The following is a 13,895-nucleotide window of genomic DNA, read 5'->3' as shown; positions in this document are numbered from 1 at the left end:
GAGAACGATCCGGAGCGGGAACGATCCGGGACGGGAACGGAACGGCTCGGGCCCGGTTCACGATTTCTGGTGAACCGGGCCCGAGGCGTTACCGGAGCGGGCGACGGGAATCGAACCCGCGTAGCTAGTTTGGAAGACTAGGGCTCTACCATTGAGCTACGCCCGCGAGCACCGCACGAGTGCGGTACGAGGAGCATCGTAGCGGGTTCCGGGAGCGCCACGCACACCCGATTGCCGCGCGCCGTCGCTCCACTCGATAAGCGGCGGCCTGACTGCCTGCGAACATGTACCCTACGTGTCGCACCGACGGGGTGTGGCGCAGCTTGGTAGCGCGTCCGCTTTGGGAGCGGAAGGTCGTCGGTTCGAATCCGGCCACCCCGACCATCACCATCATTGCCCTGCAAGATCGCATTGTGGGGCGCATCCGGCTTGCGGCTACTATGCAAACCGCGTGCCCATGTGTCGGACGAGTCGGCGAGTGAGGCCCGGCCGAGACGATGATCAGGGTCGATCAGCTGCCTGTATGAGTTCCATGTACGGCGGACGCGGCAGAACCCCAGAATTCAGCCACCAAGGAGACCGAACCGTGAAGAGCGCCGTGGAGACCCTGAACCCGACCCGGGTTCGGCTCACTGTCGAGGTGCCCTTCGAGGAGCTCAAGGACAGCCTCGACGCGGCGTACAAGAAGATCAACCAGCAGGTCACGGTCAAGGGCTTCCGCAAGGGCAAGGTCCCGGCCCGAGTGATCGACCAGCGGTTCGGCCGTGGGGCGGTGCTGGAGGAGGCCGTCAACGACGCGCTCCCGAAGTTCTACACCGAGGCGGTCAACGAGGCGGAGCTCAACCCGCTCGGCCAGCCTGACGTCGACATCACGGAGCTGAAGGACGGCGAGACGCTGAACTTCACCGCCGAGGTCGACATCCGCCCCGCCATCGAGCTCCCGGACTACTCGGGCATCGAGGTCACCGTCGACGCCGTCGAGGTCACGGACGAGGACGTCGACAAGTCGGTCGAGCAGCTCCGTGAGCGCTTCGCCTCCACCACGCCGGTCGAGCGCGCCGCCGAGGACGGCGACGTGCTCACCATCGACCTGGAGGCCAAGGTCGACGGTGAGGTCCTGGCGGACGGCGTCGCGACCGGTGTCTCCTACACCGTCGGCTCCGGCGAGCTGCTCGACGGCATCGACGACGCGGTGAAGGGCCTGGAGGCCGGTGGCGAGGCCACCTTCACCTCCCAGCTCAAGGGCGGCTCCGCCGAGGGCAAGGACGCCGAGGTCACCGTGAAGGTCACCGCGGTCGCCTCCCGTGAGCTTCCCGAGCTGGACGACGACTTCGCCCAGCTGGCGAGCGAGTTCGACACGCTTGAGGAGATGCGGGCCGACAGCCGTAAGCGCCTGGAGAACATGAAGGCGTACGACCAGGCCACGCAGGCCCAGGAGCGGGTTCTGGAAGAGCTGCTGAAGCTCGCCGAGGTGCCGATCCCCGAGAAGCTCCTCGAGGACGAGATCAACACCCGCAAGCACAACCTCGAGCACCACCAGCTCGGTCAGATGGGCCTCGACCTCGGCAAGTACCTGGAGATCCAGGGCAAGACCGAGGAGGAGTTCGAGACCGAGACCAAGGAGCAGGCGGTCAAGGGCATCAAGACCCAGTTCCTCCTCGACGAGCTGGTCAACAAGGAGAAGCTGAACGTCAACCAGGAGGAGCTGACCGAGCACCTCATGCGGCGTGCGGCGTCCTCCGGCATGAGCCCGGACCAGTTCGCCCAGGCGGTCGTCGAGGGTGGCCAGATCCCGATGCTGGTGGGCGAGGTCGCCCGCGGCAAGGCGCTCGCCGTGGTCGTCGAGGCGGCGAAGGTCGTCGACACCAACGGTGAGGTCGTCGACCTGGACGACGAGGTCGACGAGGCCATCGAGGCCGAGGCCGCCGGCAAGACCGGAGCCGAGGCCGAAGCGGACGTCGAGACCGACGCCGACGCGGCGGCCGAGTCGACCGAGGAGAAGCCGGGCGCCTGAGCCGGCCGGGATCGGTGTGACCCGCGCGGGACCCGGTGCCGAGCCGGGGCCGACGCGGGTCCGGTTCCGAGCGCTCCCTGTGTGATCGGAGGACCCGGACGCCGATGCGTCCGGGTCCTCCGCCATACGCACCCCGTGCGTCCCTCCGAACGGCCGCCTGCCCCTCCGCACCGCCCCTCACCGTCGTATTCCGGCCACCCGCACCGCCCACCCGGACCTTCGCGCGCCACTCGCCCGTACCCCGGCACCGGCTTGATTTCGCCCCTCGGCCCCAGGCACCCGAACGCCCGCCCGGACCCGTCCGCCGCCGTGCCCTCGGCGTGCGCACGCGCCCGCCCTCAGCCGTACCGGCCGCCGTGATCCCGCCAGCGCGCGCTCGCCGTAGCGAACCGTCCGCCGCCGGCGGAAGGCACGCGGGGCACTGAAGGGACGCAGGGCACGCAGGGCCCGGACGCACGCGCGCCCCGCGCATCCGCCGCCCGCCCAATCCCCGTCCGGCACCTTGCGCTCCGAGCGAACAGTTCGGGAACCGGGATGGCGTTGTCCGACCTGCGCGTTAGGGTCCATGAATACGAGGGCAGGGCAACCCGCCCCCGGCTACGAAGACGCTGAGACGGCGGGCAGCCGTCAGAGACGAGCAGGTGGATACGTGACGATTCTGATGCCCAACGCCGCCGGTGAGCCGTCCATCGGCGGTGGCCTCGGCGACCATGTCTACAACCGGCTGCTCGGCGAGCGGATCATCTTCCTCGGCCAGCAGGTCGACGACGAGATCGCCAACAAGATCACCGCGCAGATGCTGCTCCTGGCGGCGGACCCGGAGAAGGACATCTACCTCTACGTCAACAGCCCCGGCGGCTCGGTGACGGCGGGCATGGCGGTCTACGACACCATGCAGTACATCCCCAACGACGTGGTCACCATCGGTATGGGCATGGCGGCCTCCATGGGCCAGTTCCTGCTGACCGGCGGTGCGCCCGGCAAGCGCTTCGCGCTGCCGAACACCGACATCCTCATGCACCAGGGCTCGGCCGGCCTTGGCGGCACCGCCTCCGACATCAAGATCCAGGCCGAGTATCTGCTGCGTACGAAGCAGCGCATGGCGGAGATCACCGCTCACCACTCCGGCCAGACCGTCGAGACGATCATCCGCGACGGCGACCGCGACCGCTGGTTCACCGCCGAGGAGGCCCGTGACTACGGCCTCATCGACCAGATCATCTCCGCCGCGTCGGGCGTGCCGGGCGGTGGCGGCACGGGCGCCTGAGCCCCGAGCCCCGCGCCCTTCGTCGCTTAGCCCCAGCCCGCGCACCGCACGCCCATCGTCACGCAGAACGCCACCAGGATGGTGAACACCCACATGAGCAACATCTCCGCGAGCGGCCTCTACACCGGCCCGCAGGTGGACAACCGTTATGTCGTCCCGCGCTTCGTCGAGCGCACCTCCCAGGGTGTGCGCGAGTACGACCCGTACGCGAAGCTGTTCGAGGAGCGGATCATCTTCCTCGGCGTGCAGATCGACGACGCCTCCGCCAACGACGTCATGGCCCAGCTGCTCTGCCTGGAGTCGATGGACCCCGACCGCGACATCTCGATCTACATCAACAGCCCCGGTGGTTCCTTCACCGCGCTGACGGCGATCTACGACACGATGCAGTTCGTGAAGCCGGACATCCAGACGGTCTGCATGGGCCAGGCGGCCTCCGCCGCGGCCATCCTGCTCGCCGCCGGCACCCCCGGAAAGCGGATGGCCCTGCCGCACGCCCGTGTCCTGATCCACCAGCCGTCCTCGCAGACCGGCCGTGAGCAGCTCTCCGACCTGGAGATCGCGGCCAAGGAGATCCTGCGGATGCGCGAGCAGCTGGAGGAGATGCTGGCGAAGCACTCCACCACGCCGATCGAGAAGATCCGTGACGACATCGAGCGCGACAAGATCCTTACCGCGGAGGACGCCTTGACGTACGGTCTTGTCGACCAGGTCGTCTCCACCCGCAAGACCACTGCAGCGGCGGCCGCCTGACCGGTGCACCAGCCCTTGGCGCGGTGCACGACAATGTGAACCGCGCCAAGGGGGGCCCGAACGAGGGCCCCGGCAAGGTACCGTCGGATATGAGGCACCAGGAGTCGGCTGAACCAAGCCGCTCCCAGGCGAAGGGGAAGCACCTCGTGGCACGCATCGGTGACGGCGGCGATCTGCTCAAGTGCTCGTTCTGCGGAAAGAGCCAGAAGCAGGTGAAGAAGCTCATCGCAGGCCCCGGTGTGTACATCTGCGACGAGTGCATCGAACTCTGTAACGAGATCATCGAGGAGGAGCTCGCCGAGACCTCCGAGGTGCGGTGGGAGGAACTGCCCAAGCCGCGCGAGATCTACGAGTTCCTGGAGAGCTATGTCGTCGGGCAGGAGCCCGCGAAGAAGGCGCTCTCCGTCGCGGTCTACAACCACTACAAGCGGGTCCAGGCCGGGGAGACCGGCGGAGCGCAGGGCCGGGACGACGCCATCGAGCTGGCGAAGTCCAACATCCTCCTGCTGGGCCCCACGGGCTCGGGCAAGACACTGCTCGCCCAGACGCTCGCCCGGATGCTCAACGTCCCGTTCGCCATCGCCGACGCCACGGCGCTGACGGAGGCGGGATACGTGGGCGAGGACGTCGAGAACATTCTGCTGAAGCTGATTCAGGCGGCCGACTACGACGTCAAGAAGGCCGAGACCGGGATCATCTACATCGATGAGATCGACAAGGTCGCCAGGAAGAGCGAGAACCCGTCCATCACCCGCGATGTGAGCGGTGAGGGCGTTCAGCAGGCGCTGCTGAAGATCCTGGAGGGCACCACCGCCTCCGTGCCTCCGCAGGGCGGACGGAAGCACCCGCACCAGGAGTTCATCCAGATCGACACGACGAATGTGCTGTTCATCGTGGGCGGCGCGTTCGCCGGGCTGGAGAAGATCATCGAGTCGCGGGCGGGCGCGAAGGGCATCGGCTTCGGCGCCACGATCCGCTCCAAGCGCGAGATCGAGGCGAGCAACCAGTTCCAGGAGGTCATGCCGGAGGACCTGGTGAAGTTCGGGATGATCCCCGAGTTCATCGGCCGCCTCCCGGTCATCACCTCGGTGCACAACCTCGACCGTGAAGCGCTGCTGAAGATCCTGGTCGAGCCGCGTAACGCACTGGTGAAGCAGTACCAGCGCCTGTTCGAACTCGACGGTGTGGAGCTGGACTTCGACCGTCCGGCGCTGGAGGCCATCGCCGACCAGGCGATCCTGCGCGGCACGGGCGCGCGGGGTCTGCGCGCCATCATGGAGGAAGTCCTCCAGTCGGTGATGTACGAGGTGCCGTCCCGCAAGGACGTGGCCCGTGTCGTCATCACGGCGGACGTGGTGCGCGACAACGTCAATCCGACGCTGGTACCGAGGATCGTGAAGAACGACGGCCGCCACGAGAAGTCGGCGTAACGTCTTTTCCACGGGCTCGGCCGGATTCGGCTCCAGCCCGCGGGCAGAGTAGTACGGCATCAGTACGACGCAGGGGCGCCCGGCCGGTTCAACCGGCCGGGCGCCCCTGCGTGTGTCGGGCGTGCCGAACATTCCGACCGGACCCCGACCGGACCGCGACAGGATCCCGATCGGGCCTCGATCGGGCCTCGGGTCAGACCTTGGTGCGCGAGGTCTTGTAGAGCTGCGCGGCCAGATCGGCCGTCTGGCTCTCCGTCAGGGGCTTGCCGGCGCCCGTGCCGGCCAGGGCCGCCATGTCCATGGGCATCACGACGGCGACGGTGCTGTAGTCGGCCCAGACGCACATCGGCATGTCGAACGCCTTCCCGCCCGGGTTCGTCGCGCCCTTGGGAGTGAACTTGGCACTCTGGCACTTCATCAGAGCGCCCTCGAAGCCGGTCGGCGTGAACTCCTTGGGACTGCCCACCAGTTCGACCTCGGCGTCCTTGCTGTCCTTCCCCGTGGCTTCGAAGAACCCGTCCAGCGCCTGCGCCGGGTCCTCGACCTCGCCCCAGATCCCGGAGAGAACGAGCATCTTCGCCGCCAGCGGGTCGTTGCCGGAGCTGTAACTGGACGCCACCTTCGACGGGTTCTTGACCCCCGTCTCCGCCGCGTTCTTCTTCTCCGTGTCGGACATGGCCCCCGTCTGGTCGGTGCCCGCCTTCTTGTACTCGCCGACCGAGGCCGCCGGAGTCAGCTTGTAGCCCTTGGTGGAGTCCGCGACATCGCTGTTGCCACTCCCCTCGCTCAGCAGGAAGTACGCCCCCGCGGCGATCACCGCGAGCGCGACCACGGCCGCGCCGATGATCAGACCCGTCTTCTTCTTGGGCGCGGCCGGCGGGGGCGGCACCTGGCCGCCGGGGACCTGGCCGTAGGGTCCGGGCTGCTGCGGCTGCCCCCACTGACCCTGCTGGGGCGGAGCCCCCTGCTGCGGGTATCCGTAGCCCGCCTGCGGATCCTGCTGCGGATAGCCGTAACCAGGCTGCGGGTCCTGCGACGGGTAGCCGTACCCGGGCTGCGGCGTCTGCGGCGGCTGCTGGCCGTAGGGTCCCGGCTGACCGTACGGTCCGGGCTGCTGAGGCTGGCCGCCGTATGGGCCCGGCTGGTTGTGGCTCATGTCCGAGTTCCCCCTCCAGATACTTATATGGTCCTGACATCTTCGCCCACCAGCGGTCATGGCAGGGCGACGGGGGTCACACCGTTACGGAACATTCCCGTTTCAGTACGCCCCCGTGACACCCCTAAACTGGGCCCCGTGACCGAGAACACTCAGCAGCAGACAGTCAGCGACCCCGAACTGCCGACCCAGTACGCGCCGGCCCAGGTGGAGGGGAAGCTGTACGAGCGCTGGGTAGAACGCGGTTACTTCACGGCGGACGCCAAGAGCGAGAAGCCGCCGTACACCATCGTCATCCCGCCGCCGAACGTCACCGGCAGCCTCCATCTCGGACACGCCTTCCAGCACACCCTGATGGACGCCCTCACCCGCCGTAAGCGCATGCAGGGATACGAGTCGCTCTGGCTCCCCGGCATGGACCACGCGGGCATCGCCACCCAGAACAAGGTCGAGCAGCAGCTCGCCGAGGAGGGCAAGTCCCGTACCGACCTCGGGCGCGAGGAGTTCACCGCGCGCGTGTGGAAGTGGAAAGAGGAGTACGGCGGCAAGATCCTCGGCCAGATGCGCCGCCTCGGCGACGGCGTCGACTGGAGCCGGGAGCGCTTCACCATGGACGACGGCCTCTCACGGGCCGTTCAGACCATCTTCAAGAAGCTCTACGACGACGAGCTGATCTACCGGGCCGAACGCATCATCAACTGGTGCCCGCGCTGTCTGACCGCGATCTCCGACATCGAGGTCGACTACCAGGAGGACAACGGCGAACTCGTCTCTCTCAAGTACGGGGAGGGCGAGGACACCCTCGTCGTCGCGACCACCCGCGTCGAGACGATGCTCGGCGACACCGCGGTCGCCGTCCACCCCGACGACGAGCGGTACGCGCATCTGATCGGCAAGCGGATCAAGCTGCCGCTGACCGACCGTACGATCCCCGTCGTCGCGGACACCCATGTCGACCCCGAGTTCGGCACGGGCGCGGTCAAGGTGACCCCGGCCCACGACCCCAACGACTTCGCCATCGGCCGGCGCCACGGACTCGAATCCCTCACGATCATGGACGAGCGGGCCGTCATCACCGTCCCCGGTCCGTTCCAGGGGCTCGACCGCTTCGAGGCGCGCGCCGCGATCGTCGCCGCGCTGCGCCAGCAGGGCCGGGTCGTGGCCGAGAAGCGTCCCTACGTCCACTCCGTCGGCCACTGCTCCCGCTGCGAGACCACGGTCGAGCCGCGTCTCTCGCTCCAGTGGTGGGTCAAGGTCGGTCCGCTGGCGCAGGCGGCGGGCGACGCAGTCCGTGACGGGCGGGTCGCCATCCACCCCGCGGACATGTCGAAGCGCTACTTCGACTGGGTCGACAACATGCACGACTGGTGCATCTCGCGCCAGCTCTGGTGGGGCCACCGCATCCCCGTCTGGTACGGCCCGAACGGCGAGACCGTCTGCGTCGGCCCCGACGAGCAGCCGCCGGCCGGCGAGGGCTGGACGCAGGACCCGGACGTCCTCGACACCTGGTTCTCCTCCGGTCTCTGGCCGTTCTCCACCCTCGGCTGGCCCGAGCGGACCCCCGATCTGGAGAAGTTCTACGGGACCGACGTCCTGGTCACCGGCCACGACATCATCTTCTTCTGGGTCGCCCGGATGATGATGTTCGGTCTGTACGCGATGGACGGCGAGGCCCCCTTCAAGACCGTCGCCCTCACCGGTCTCGTCCGCGACGAGAACGGCAAGAAGATGTCGAAGTCGTTCGGCAACGCGGTGGACCCGCTGGACTGGATGGACGAGTACGGCTCCGACGCCGTCCGCTTCACCCTCGCCCGCGGCGCCAACCCGGGCGCGGACGTCCCGATCGGCGAGGACTGGGTCCAGGCGTCCCGTAACTTCGCCAACAAGATCTGGAACGCCACCCGCTTCGCGCTGATGAACGGCGCGACGGTCGAGGGCCCGCTGCCCGAGGCCGGGAAGCTGTCGGCCGCCGACCGGTGGATCCTGTCGCGGCTCAACAAGACCGTCGCCGAAGTCGACGCGTACTACGACGACTTCCAGTTCGCGAAGCTGGCGGACTCCCTCTACCACTTCGCGTGGGACGAGGTCTTCGACTGGTACGTCGAGCTGTCCAAGACGACGTACTTCGCGGGCGGCGAGCAGGCGAAGGTCTCGGCGCGGGTCCTCGGCGAGGTCCTCGACGTCACGCTGCGGCTGCTGCACCCGGTGGTCCCCTTCGTCACCGAGACCCTGTGGACCACGCTCACCGGTGGCGAGTCCCTCGTCGTCGCCGACTGGCCGGGGGACAGCGGCTTCCGCGACGAGGCCGCCGAGCGCGAGATCGAGCTGGTCCAGCGCGTCGTCACCGAGGTCCGCCGCTTCCGCTCCGACCAGGGGCTCCAGCCGGGCCAGAAGGTCCCGGCGCGGCTCGAACTGTCCGGTACGGCGCTGTCCCCGCACGAGCCCGCGATCCGTCAGCTCCTCCGCCTCCAGCCGGAGGGGGAGAGCTTCAGCGCCACGGCGACCCTCCCGGTCGCGGGCGCCACGGTCGCCCTCGACCTCTCCGGGACCATCGACGTCGCCGCGGAGCGCAAGCGCCTCGCGAAGGACCTGGCGGCGGCGGAGAAGGAGAAGTCGCAGGCGCACGCCAAGCTCGGCAACGAGGCGTTCCTGGCGAAGGCACCCGATCAGGTGGTCGACAAGATCCGTACGCGACTCGCCCACGCGGAGGAGGAGATCGCGCGGATCACGGCTCAGCTGGAGCGGCTCCCGAAGGCGTAGGCCGCTTCTGGTGGATCTTGCTGGGCTCGCGTGCCCTGGCACCGCGCCTCGCTGCGTTGTCGTCGGTCACCTATGCTCCGCATGGATTCCCTCCTCCGCCTTGCGATGCACGGCACCAGACCCCGCTCCCTGATCCAGCCTGATCCATCAGAAACGACCAGGCCGCTTCCGCTCCGCCGCGGACGCGAGCCAGGGCGACCGCCGCACGCGCGAGGACACCCCGCGCGTGCGGCGGTCGTGAACGGCGCAGGTCATGTGCCACAGGCGTGGGGTACCGGGCCGCACGGCAGACGCCCCCCGGCGTGGGGGGCGTTCGCACCGCCCCTGGATGATGGGAGCCATGCTCGCGCCCGTGACCTACGCCGTCCGCCGCCTCACCGCGGCGGCACAGGTGTACGCGCGGCGCTGGTCCTCCTCCCCGCGGGCCCTCGACGTCATCGCCGCGCTCAGCTGCTTCTCGCTGATGGTGCTGGACGTTCCCGGGCTCGCCGAGGCGGACAACTCCCTCACCGGGCTCACCGCGACCCTCGTCCTGGCCGTGGGCGCGGCCACCCTGGTCGCCCGCAGACGGTGGCCCTGGCTGCCGTATCTCGTCGCCCTCGTGCTCCTCGGCTGGCTGCACGAGCTGACGCTCATCCAGTTCGCGCTGTACTCGCTGGGGCGGTTCCGGGGGCGGTGGGCCGGGGTCGGCGCCACCCTCGGCTACATCGCCGTCGCGTACGCGCTGTTCAATCTGCCGGGATGGCCCGAGGACCGGGCCGGAACCCTCAGCGCGTTTCTGGGCCTGGTCATCCCGATCGGGGTGCTCGCGGCCGGGGTCGGCATCGCCGCGTACCGCCAGGATCTCGTGAGGGAACTGGAGGTCCAGCGCGCGGAGGCCGCCGCGCTCCAGGCCGTCCAGGACGAACGGATCTCGGTCGCGCGCGATGTGCACGATCTCGTGGGACGGGAGCTGACCGTGCTCGCGGTACGGGCCGAGGTGCTGTCCGTACGGTCGCGGGGCACCGCCCACCAGCGGGACTTCGAGGAGCTCGCGGACACGGCCCGCCGCGCCCATCTGGTGCTGAACGACACGATCGTCCACCGCGCCGACGAACGGACCGCGACCCCCGGCCTGGAGGGACTCGCCGCGCTCGCCGAGGAGAGCGGGCGGATGGGCAGTCCGGTGACGCTGGAGGTCGCGGAGGCGGCCCACCGGCTCTCACCGCTGCGCCAGACGGCGGTCTACCGGGTCGTCCAGGAGTGTCTGACGAACGCGGCGAAGCACGCGCCGGGGGAGCGGGTGACCGTCTCCATCGGCCTGCACGGCGGACAGGTGCGCGCGGTCGTCGGCAACCCGCTGCCCGAGTCCGCGCCGCCCGCCGAGCCGGTCTCCACCGGCACCGGCACCTTCTCGATGCGCGAACGCGTCGGCAGCATGGGCGGCACGCTGCTGGCGGGCGCGGCGGACGGCTCCTACACCGTGGTCGCGCTCCTTCCCGCGGGCTGGCCGCCGTCGGAGTACCCGAAGTGACCGCCTGAAGCGAGCGCCCGGCATCGGACCCCGGCATCAGACCCCGGCATCAGACCCCGGCATCAGACCCCGGCATCAGACCCCGGCATGAGGGCCCGGCATGAGGGCCCGCGACGAAGGGCCGCGGCGGACGACCGTGGTGACGACCGGGAGGAGGGTTCCGATGAGAGACCGGTGAGAGCACCGTGAGCCCGAAGGCGCCGGGGAACCCCCGGACTTTAGACTGGACCCGTGAGCGAGCACCCCGCCGGCGATTTCGGCGAGCCCCATGAGCCCGATCTCTTCGATGAGATCGTCGACGCCGAGACCGACCGTGACCCCGACCTCGCGGTGATCGAGGCCGGCAGCCGCACCCTGCGGGCCCAGGCCCCGCAGCCGCGGCCCGACAGCGTGCCCGGCCGCCCCGCCGACCCCGAGGTCGACAAAGCGCTCCGCGCGGTCGAGGCGGACCTGGCGACCCGCTGGGGCGAGACCAAGCTGGACCCCTCGGTCGCCCGGATCACCGCGCTCCTGGACGTGCTGGGCGAGCCCCAGCGCGCGTACCCCTCGATCCACATCACCGGGACCAACGGCAAGACCTCCACCGCCCGGATGGTCGAGGCCCTCCTCTCCGCGTTCGACCTGCGCACCGGCCGGTACACCTCGCCGCACGTACAGTCGATCACCGAGCGGATCAGCCTGGACGGCGCGCCGATAGAGGCCGAGAGGTTCGTGTCCGCGTACGAGGACATCAAGCCGTACGTGGAGATGGTCGACGCGGCCCAGGACTTCCGGCTCTCGTTCTTCGAGGTACTGACGGGCATGGCGTACGCGGCCTTCGCGGACGCGCCCGTGGACGTGGCGGTCGTCGAGGTCGGCATGGGCGGGAGGTGGGACGCGACGAACGTGATCGACGCGCCCGTGGCCGTGGTCACCCCCATCTCGCTGGACCACACCGACCGGCTCGGCTCCACCGAGGCGGAGATCGCGGTCGAGAAGGCCGGGATCATCAAGCGGGGCGCGACGGTCATCCTGGCGCAGCAGCCGGTGGACGCGGCGCAGGTGATGCTGAAGAAGGCCGTCGAGGTCGATGCCACGGTGGCCCGTGAGGGCATGGAGTTCGGCGTCGTCTCCCGCGAGGTCGCGGTCGGCGGCCAGCTGCTGACCCTGCGCGGCCTCGGCGGCGAGTACGAGGAGATCTTCCTTCCGCTGCACGGGGCCCACCAGGCGCACAACGCGGCGGTGGCGCTCGCGGCGGTCGAGGCGTTCTTCGGCGTGGGAGCGGAGCACGCACGCGCGCTGGACGTCGACGCGATCCGCAAGGCGTTCGCGGCCGTGACCACGCCCGGCCGGCTCGAAGTCGTACGCCGGAGTCCGACGGTCGTGCTGGACGCGGCCCACAATCCGGCGGGCGCGCGGGCCGCCGCCGAGGCGGTCACGGAGGCGTTCGGGTTCTCCCGGCTGATCGGCGTGGTCGGCTCCAGCGATGACAAGGACGTCAGAGGAGTCCTCGAAGCCTTCGAGCCCGTCTTCGCGGAGATCGTCGTCACCCGGAACTCCACGCATCGCGCGATGGACGCGGACGCGCTGGCCGCGATCGCCGTCGAGGTGTTCGGCGACGATCGCGTGGTCGTCGAGCCGAGGCTGGACGAGGCGCTGGAGGCGGCGATCACGCTCGCCGAGGAAGAGGCCGAGTACGCGGGCGCGGGTGTGCTCGTGACCGGCTCGGTGTTCACGGTCGGCGAGGCCCGGCTGCTGTTGGGAAGGAACTGACATGCGTACGCTCGCGGCGAGCACACTGATCGGCGAGTTCTTCGTCATCGGTTTCGCCGGACTCGTGGCGATGAAGAACGACGATCTGTCCATGACGACGGTCTGGACGGTCTGCGGCGTCGCCATGGTGCTCTCGCTGCTGCTGTGCGGGATGCTCACCCGTCCGGGCGGGGTCCAGCTCGGCTGGGTACTCCAGATCGGTCTGATCGCCAGCGGGTTCGTCGTCCCGATGATGTTCCTTCTCGGGGCCTGCTTCGCGGGCCTGTGGTGGGCCTCGATCCACTACGGCCGCAGGATCGACGAGGCGAAGGCGAGATGGGCGGCGCAGGCGGAGACCGAGGCGCAGGGGGCCTGACCTTCCGGGGCCGGCTCGGATCGGGCCGCTCGGATCCAGGGGCCGGCTCGGATCGGGGGTCCGGCTCGGATCGGGCCGCCGCCGTCCGGGGCCTCTCGGATCCGGGTGCGGCCGTCGGGGCGAGCCCCTGTAGCCTCACAGAACCGCACTCGTCTGCCCGCAAGGAGCCGCACATCATGATCCAGCGCACCCTCGTCCTCCTCAAGCCCGACGCCGTCCGGCGGAAGCTTGTGGGCGAGATCATCGGCCGTATCGAGGCGAAGGCGGGCTGGACGGTCGCCGCGCTGGAGCTGCGACAGCTCGACCGGGAGACGCTGGAGCTGCACTACGCCGAACATGTGGGCAAGGTCTTCTACGAGCCGCTGGTCGAGTTCATGCTGTCCGGTCCCGTCGTCGCGCTCGTCGTCGACGGCGAACGGGTCATCGACGGTGTACGCCAATTGGCGGGACCGACTGACCCGATTGCCGCACAGCCCGGGTCCATTCGTGGCGACTTCGGCACGATTGTCCGGGAGAACCTGATTCACGCTTCGGACTCGGAGGAGTCCGCCATTAGGGAACTGAAGATCTTCTTCCCCGGACTTTCCTGACGGGAAAGGTGAGCGGCGCCGCCTGGCGGGCCGCCCCGGGGCCGACGGCCGGACGAGGGTCCCGCTCGTCGGCCGAACAGCGCTCATGACCTGGGGCGGCCGAAGGAATTCGGTCGCCTTTTGGCATATGCGGACACTTTTCGGGAACGCATCGCTGCGACACCTCGTCACCTATAAGGAGGTGGTCCACCGCGCGCTGTGCGGAGAGGCGGCACTACGATGGAAGCCTCCAAGCCACAGCATCCACCACCTCGCCATCCTGAAAAGCCGTCAAAGCTCGATTTGGGAAGGCCAGACGCATTCTC

General features: G+C 69.2%; 10 protein-coding genes and 2 tRNA genes. 10 read left to right on the top strand and 2 right to left on the bottom strand.

The features are described 5' to 3' along the window. Positions 1-95 precede the first annotated feature (95 nt). Positions 96-166: transfer RNA gene (locus ACWEFL_RS06975), tRNA-Gly, on the bottom strand. Between the two features lie 141 nt (positions 167-307). Between ACWEFL_RS06975 and ACWEFL_RS06970 the strand changes: the two genes are divergently transcribed. The 5 genes from ACWEFL_RS06970 (at position 308) to clpX (ending at position 5,464) form a co-directional block, all read left to right on the top strand. Beyond that, positions 308-384, top strand: a tRNA-Pro gene (locus ACWEFL_RS06970). A gap of 202 nt (positions 385-586) precedes the next feature. Then, entirely contained in the window at positions 587-2,014 is a 1,428-nt protein-coding gene (gene tig / locus ACWEFL_RS06965; protein ID WP_451708501.1) for a trigger factor, read from the top strand. Between the two features lie 661 nt (positions 2,015-2,675). Further along, positions 2,676-3,281, top strand: a complete 606-nt coding sequence (locus ACWEFL_RS06960) for an ATP-dependent Clp protease proteolytic subunit (RefSeq protein ID WP_451708842.1) — start codon at positions 2,676-2,678, stop codon at positions 3,279-3,281. 78 nt (positions 3,282-3,359) lie between these two features. Continuing rightward, positions 3,360-4,034, top strand: coding sequence for an ATP-dependent Clp protease proteolytic subunit (locus tag ACWEFL_RS06955; protein WP_451708498.1), 675 nt, complete (start codon positions 3,360-3,362; stop codon positions 4,032-4,034). Between the two features lie 146 nt (positions 4,035-4,180). Further along, entirely contained in the window at positions 4,181-5,464 is a 1,284-nt protein-coding gene (clpX, locus tag ACWEFL_RS06950) for an ATP-dependent Clp protease ATP-binding subunit ClpX (protein WP_451708495.1), read from the top strand. A gap of 193 nt (positions 5,465-5,657) precedes the next feature. On the opposite strand, the gene ACWEFL_RS06945 is transcribed toward clpX, so the two are convergent. Further along, the gene (locus tag ACWEFL_RS06945) at positions 5,658-6,620 is read right to left on the bottom strand and encodes a hypothetical protein (RefSeq protein WP_451708492.1); all 963 of its coding nucleotides are present in this window, start codon (positions 6,618-6,620) and stop codon (positions 5,658-5,660) included. A gap of 138 nt (positions 6,621-6,758) precedes the next feature. Here ACWEFL_RS06945 and ACWEFL_RS06940 point away from each other — a divergent pair, with 138 nt between their 5' ends. The 5 genes from ACWEFL_RS06940 (at position 6,759) to ndk (ending at position 13,590) form a co-directional block, all read left to right on the top strand. Beyond that, positions 6,759-9,380, top strand: coding sequence for a valine--tRNA ligase (locus tag ACWEFL_RS06940; RefSeq protein ID WP_451708489.1), 2,622 nt, complete (start codon positions 6,759-6,761; stop codon positions 9,378-9,380). A gap of 340 nt (positions 9,381-9,720) precedes the next feature. After that, a complete protein-coding gene (locus ACWEFL_RS06935; protein ID WP_451708486.1) occupies positions 9,721-10,893 on the top strand; it encodes a sensor histidine kinase in 1,173 nt (390 codons plus the stop codon). A gap of 231 nt (positions 10,894-11,124) precedes the next feature. Beyond that, the gene (gene folC / locus ACWEFL_RS06930) at positions 11,125-12,645 is read left to right on the top strand and encodes a bifunctional tetrahydrofolate synthase/dihydrofolate synthase (protein ID WP_451708484.1); all 1,521 of its coding nucleotides are present in this window, start codon (positions 11,125-11,127) and stop codon (positions 12,643-12,645) included. 1 nt (position 12,646) lies between these two features. Continuing rightward, entirely contained in the window at positions 12,647-13,000 is a 354-nt protein-coding gene (locus tag ACWEFL_RS06925) for a DUF4233 domain-containing protein (RefSeq protein WP_451708482.1), read from the top strand. A 176-nt stretch (positions 13,001-13,176) separates the two neighbouring features. Beyond that, entirely contained in the window at positions 13,177-13,590 is a 414-nt protein-coding gene (ndk, locus tag ACWEFL_RS06920) for a nucleoside-diphosphate kinase (RefSeq protein ID WP_451708480.1), read from the top strand. Positions 13,591-13,895: the final 305 nt, after the last annotated feature.

Source organism: Streptomyces sp. NPDC004838 (assembly GCF_053600955.1).
This window is presented reverse-complemented; position numbering and strand designations above follow the sequence as displayed.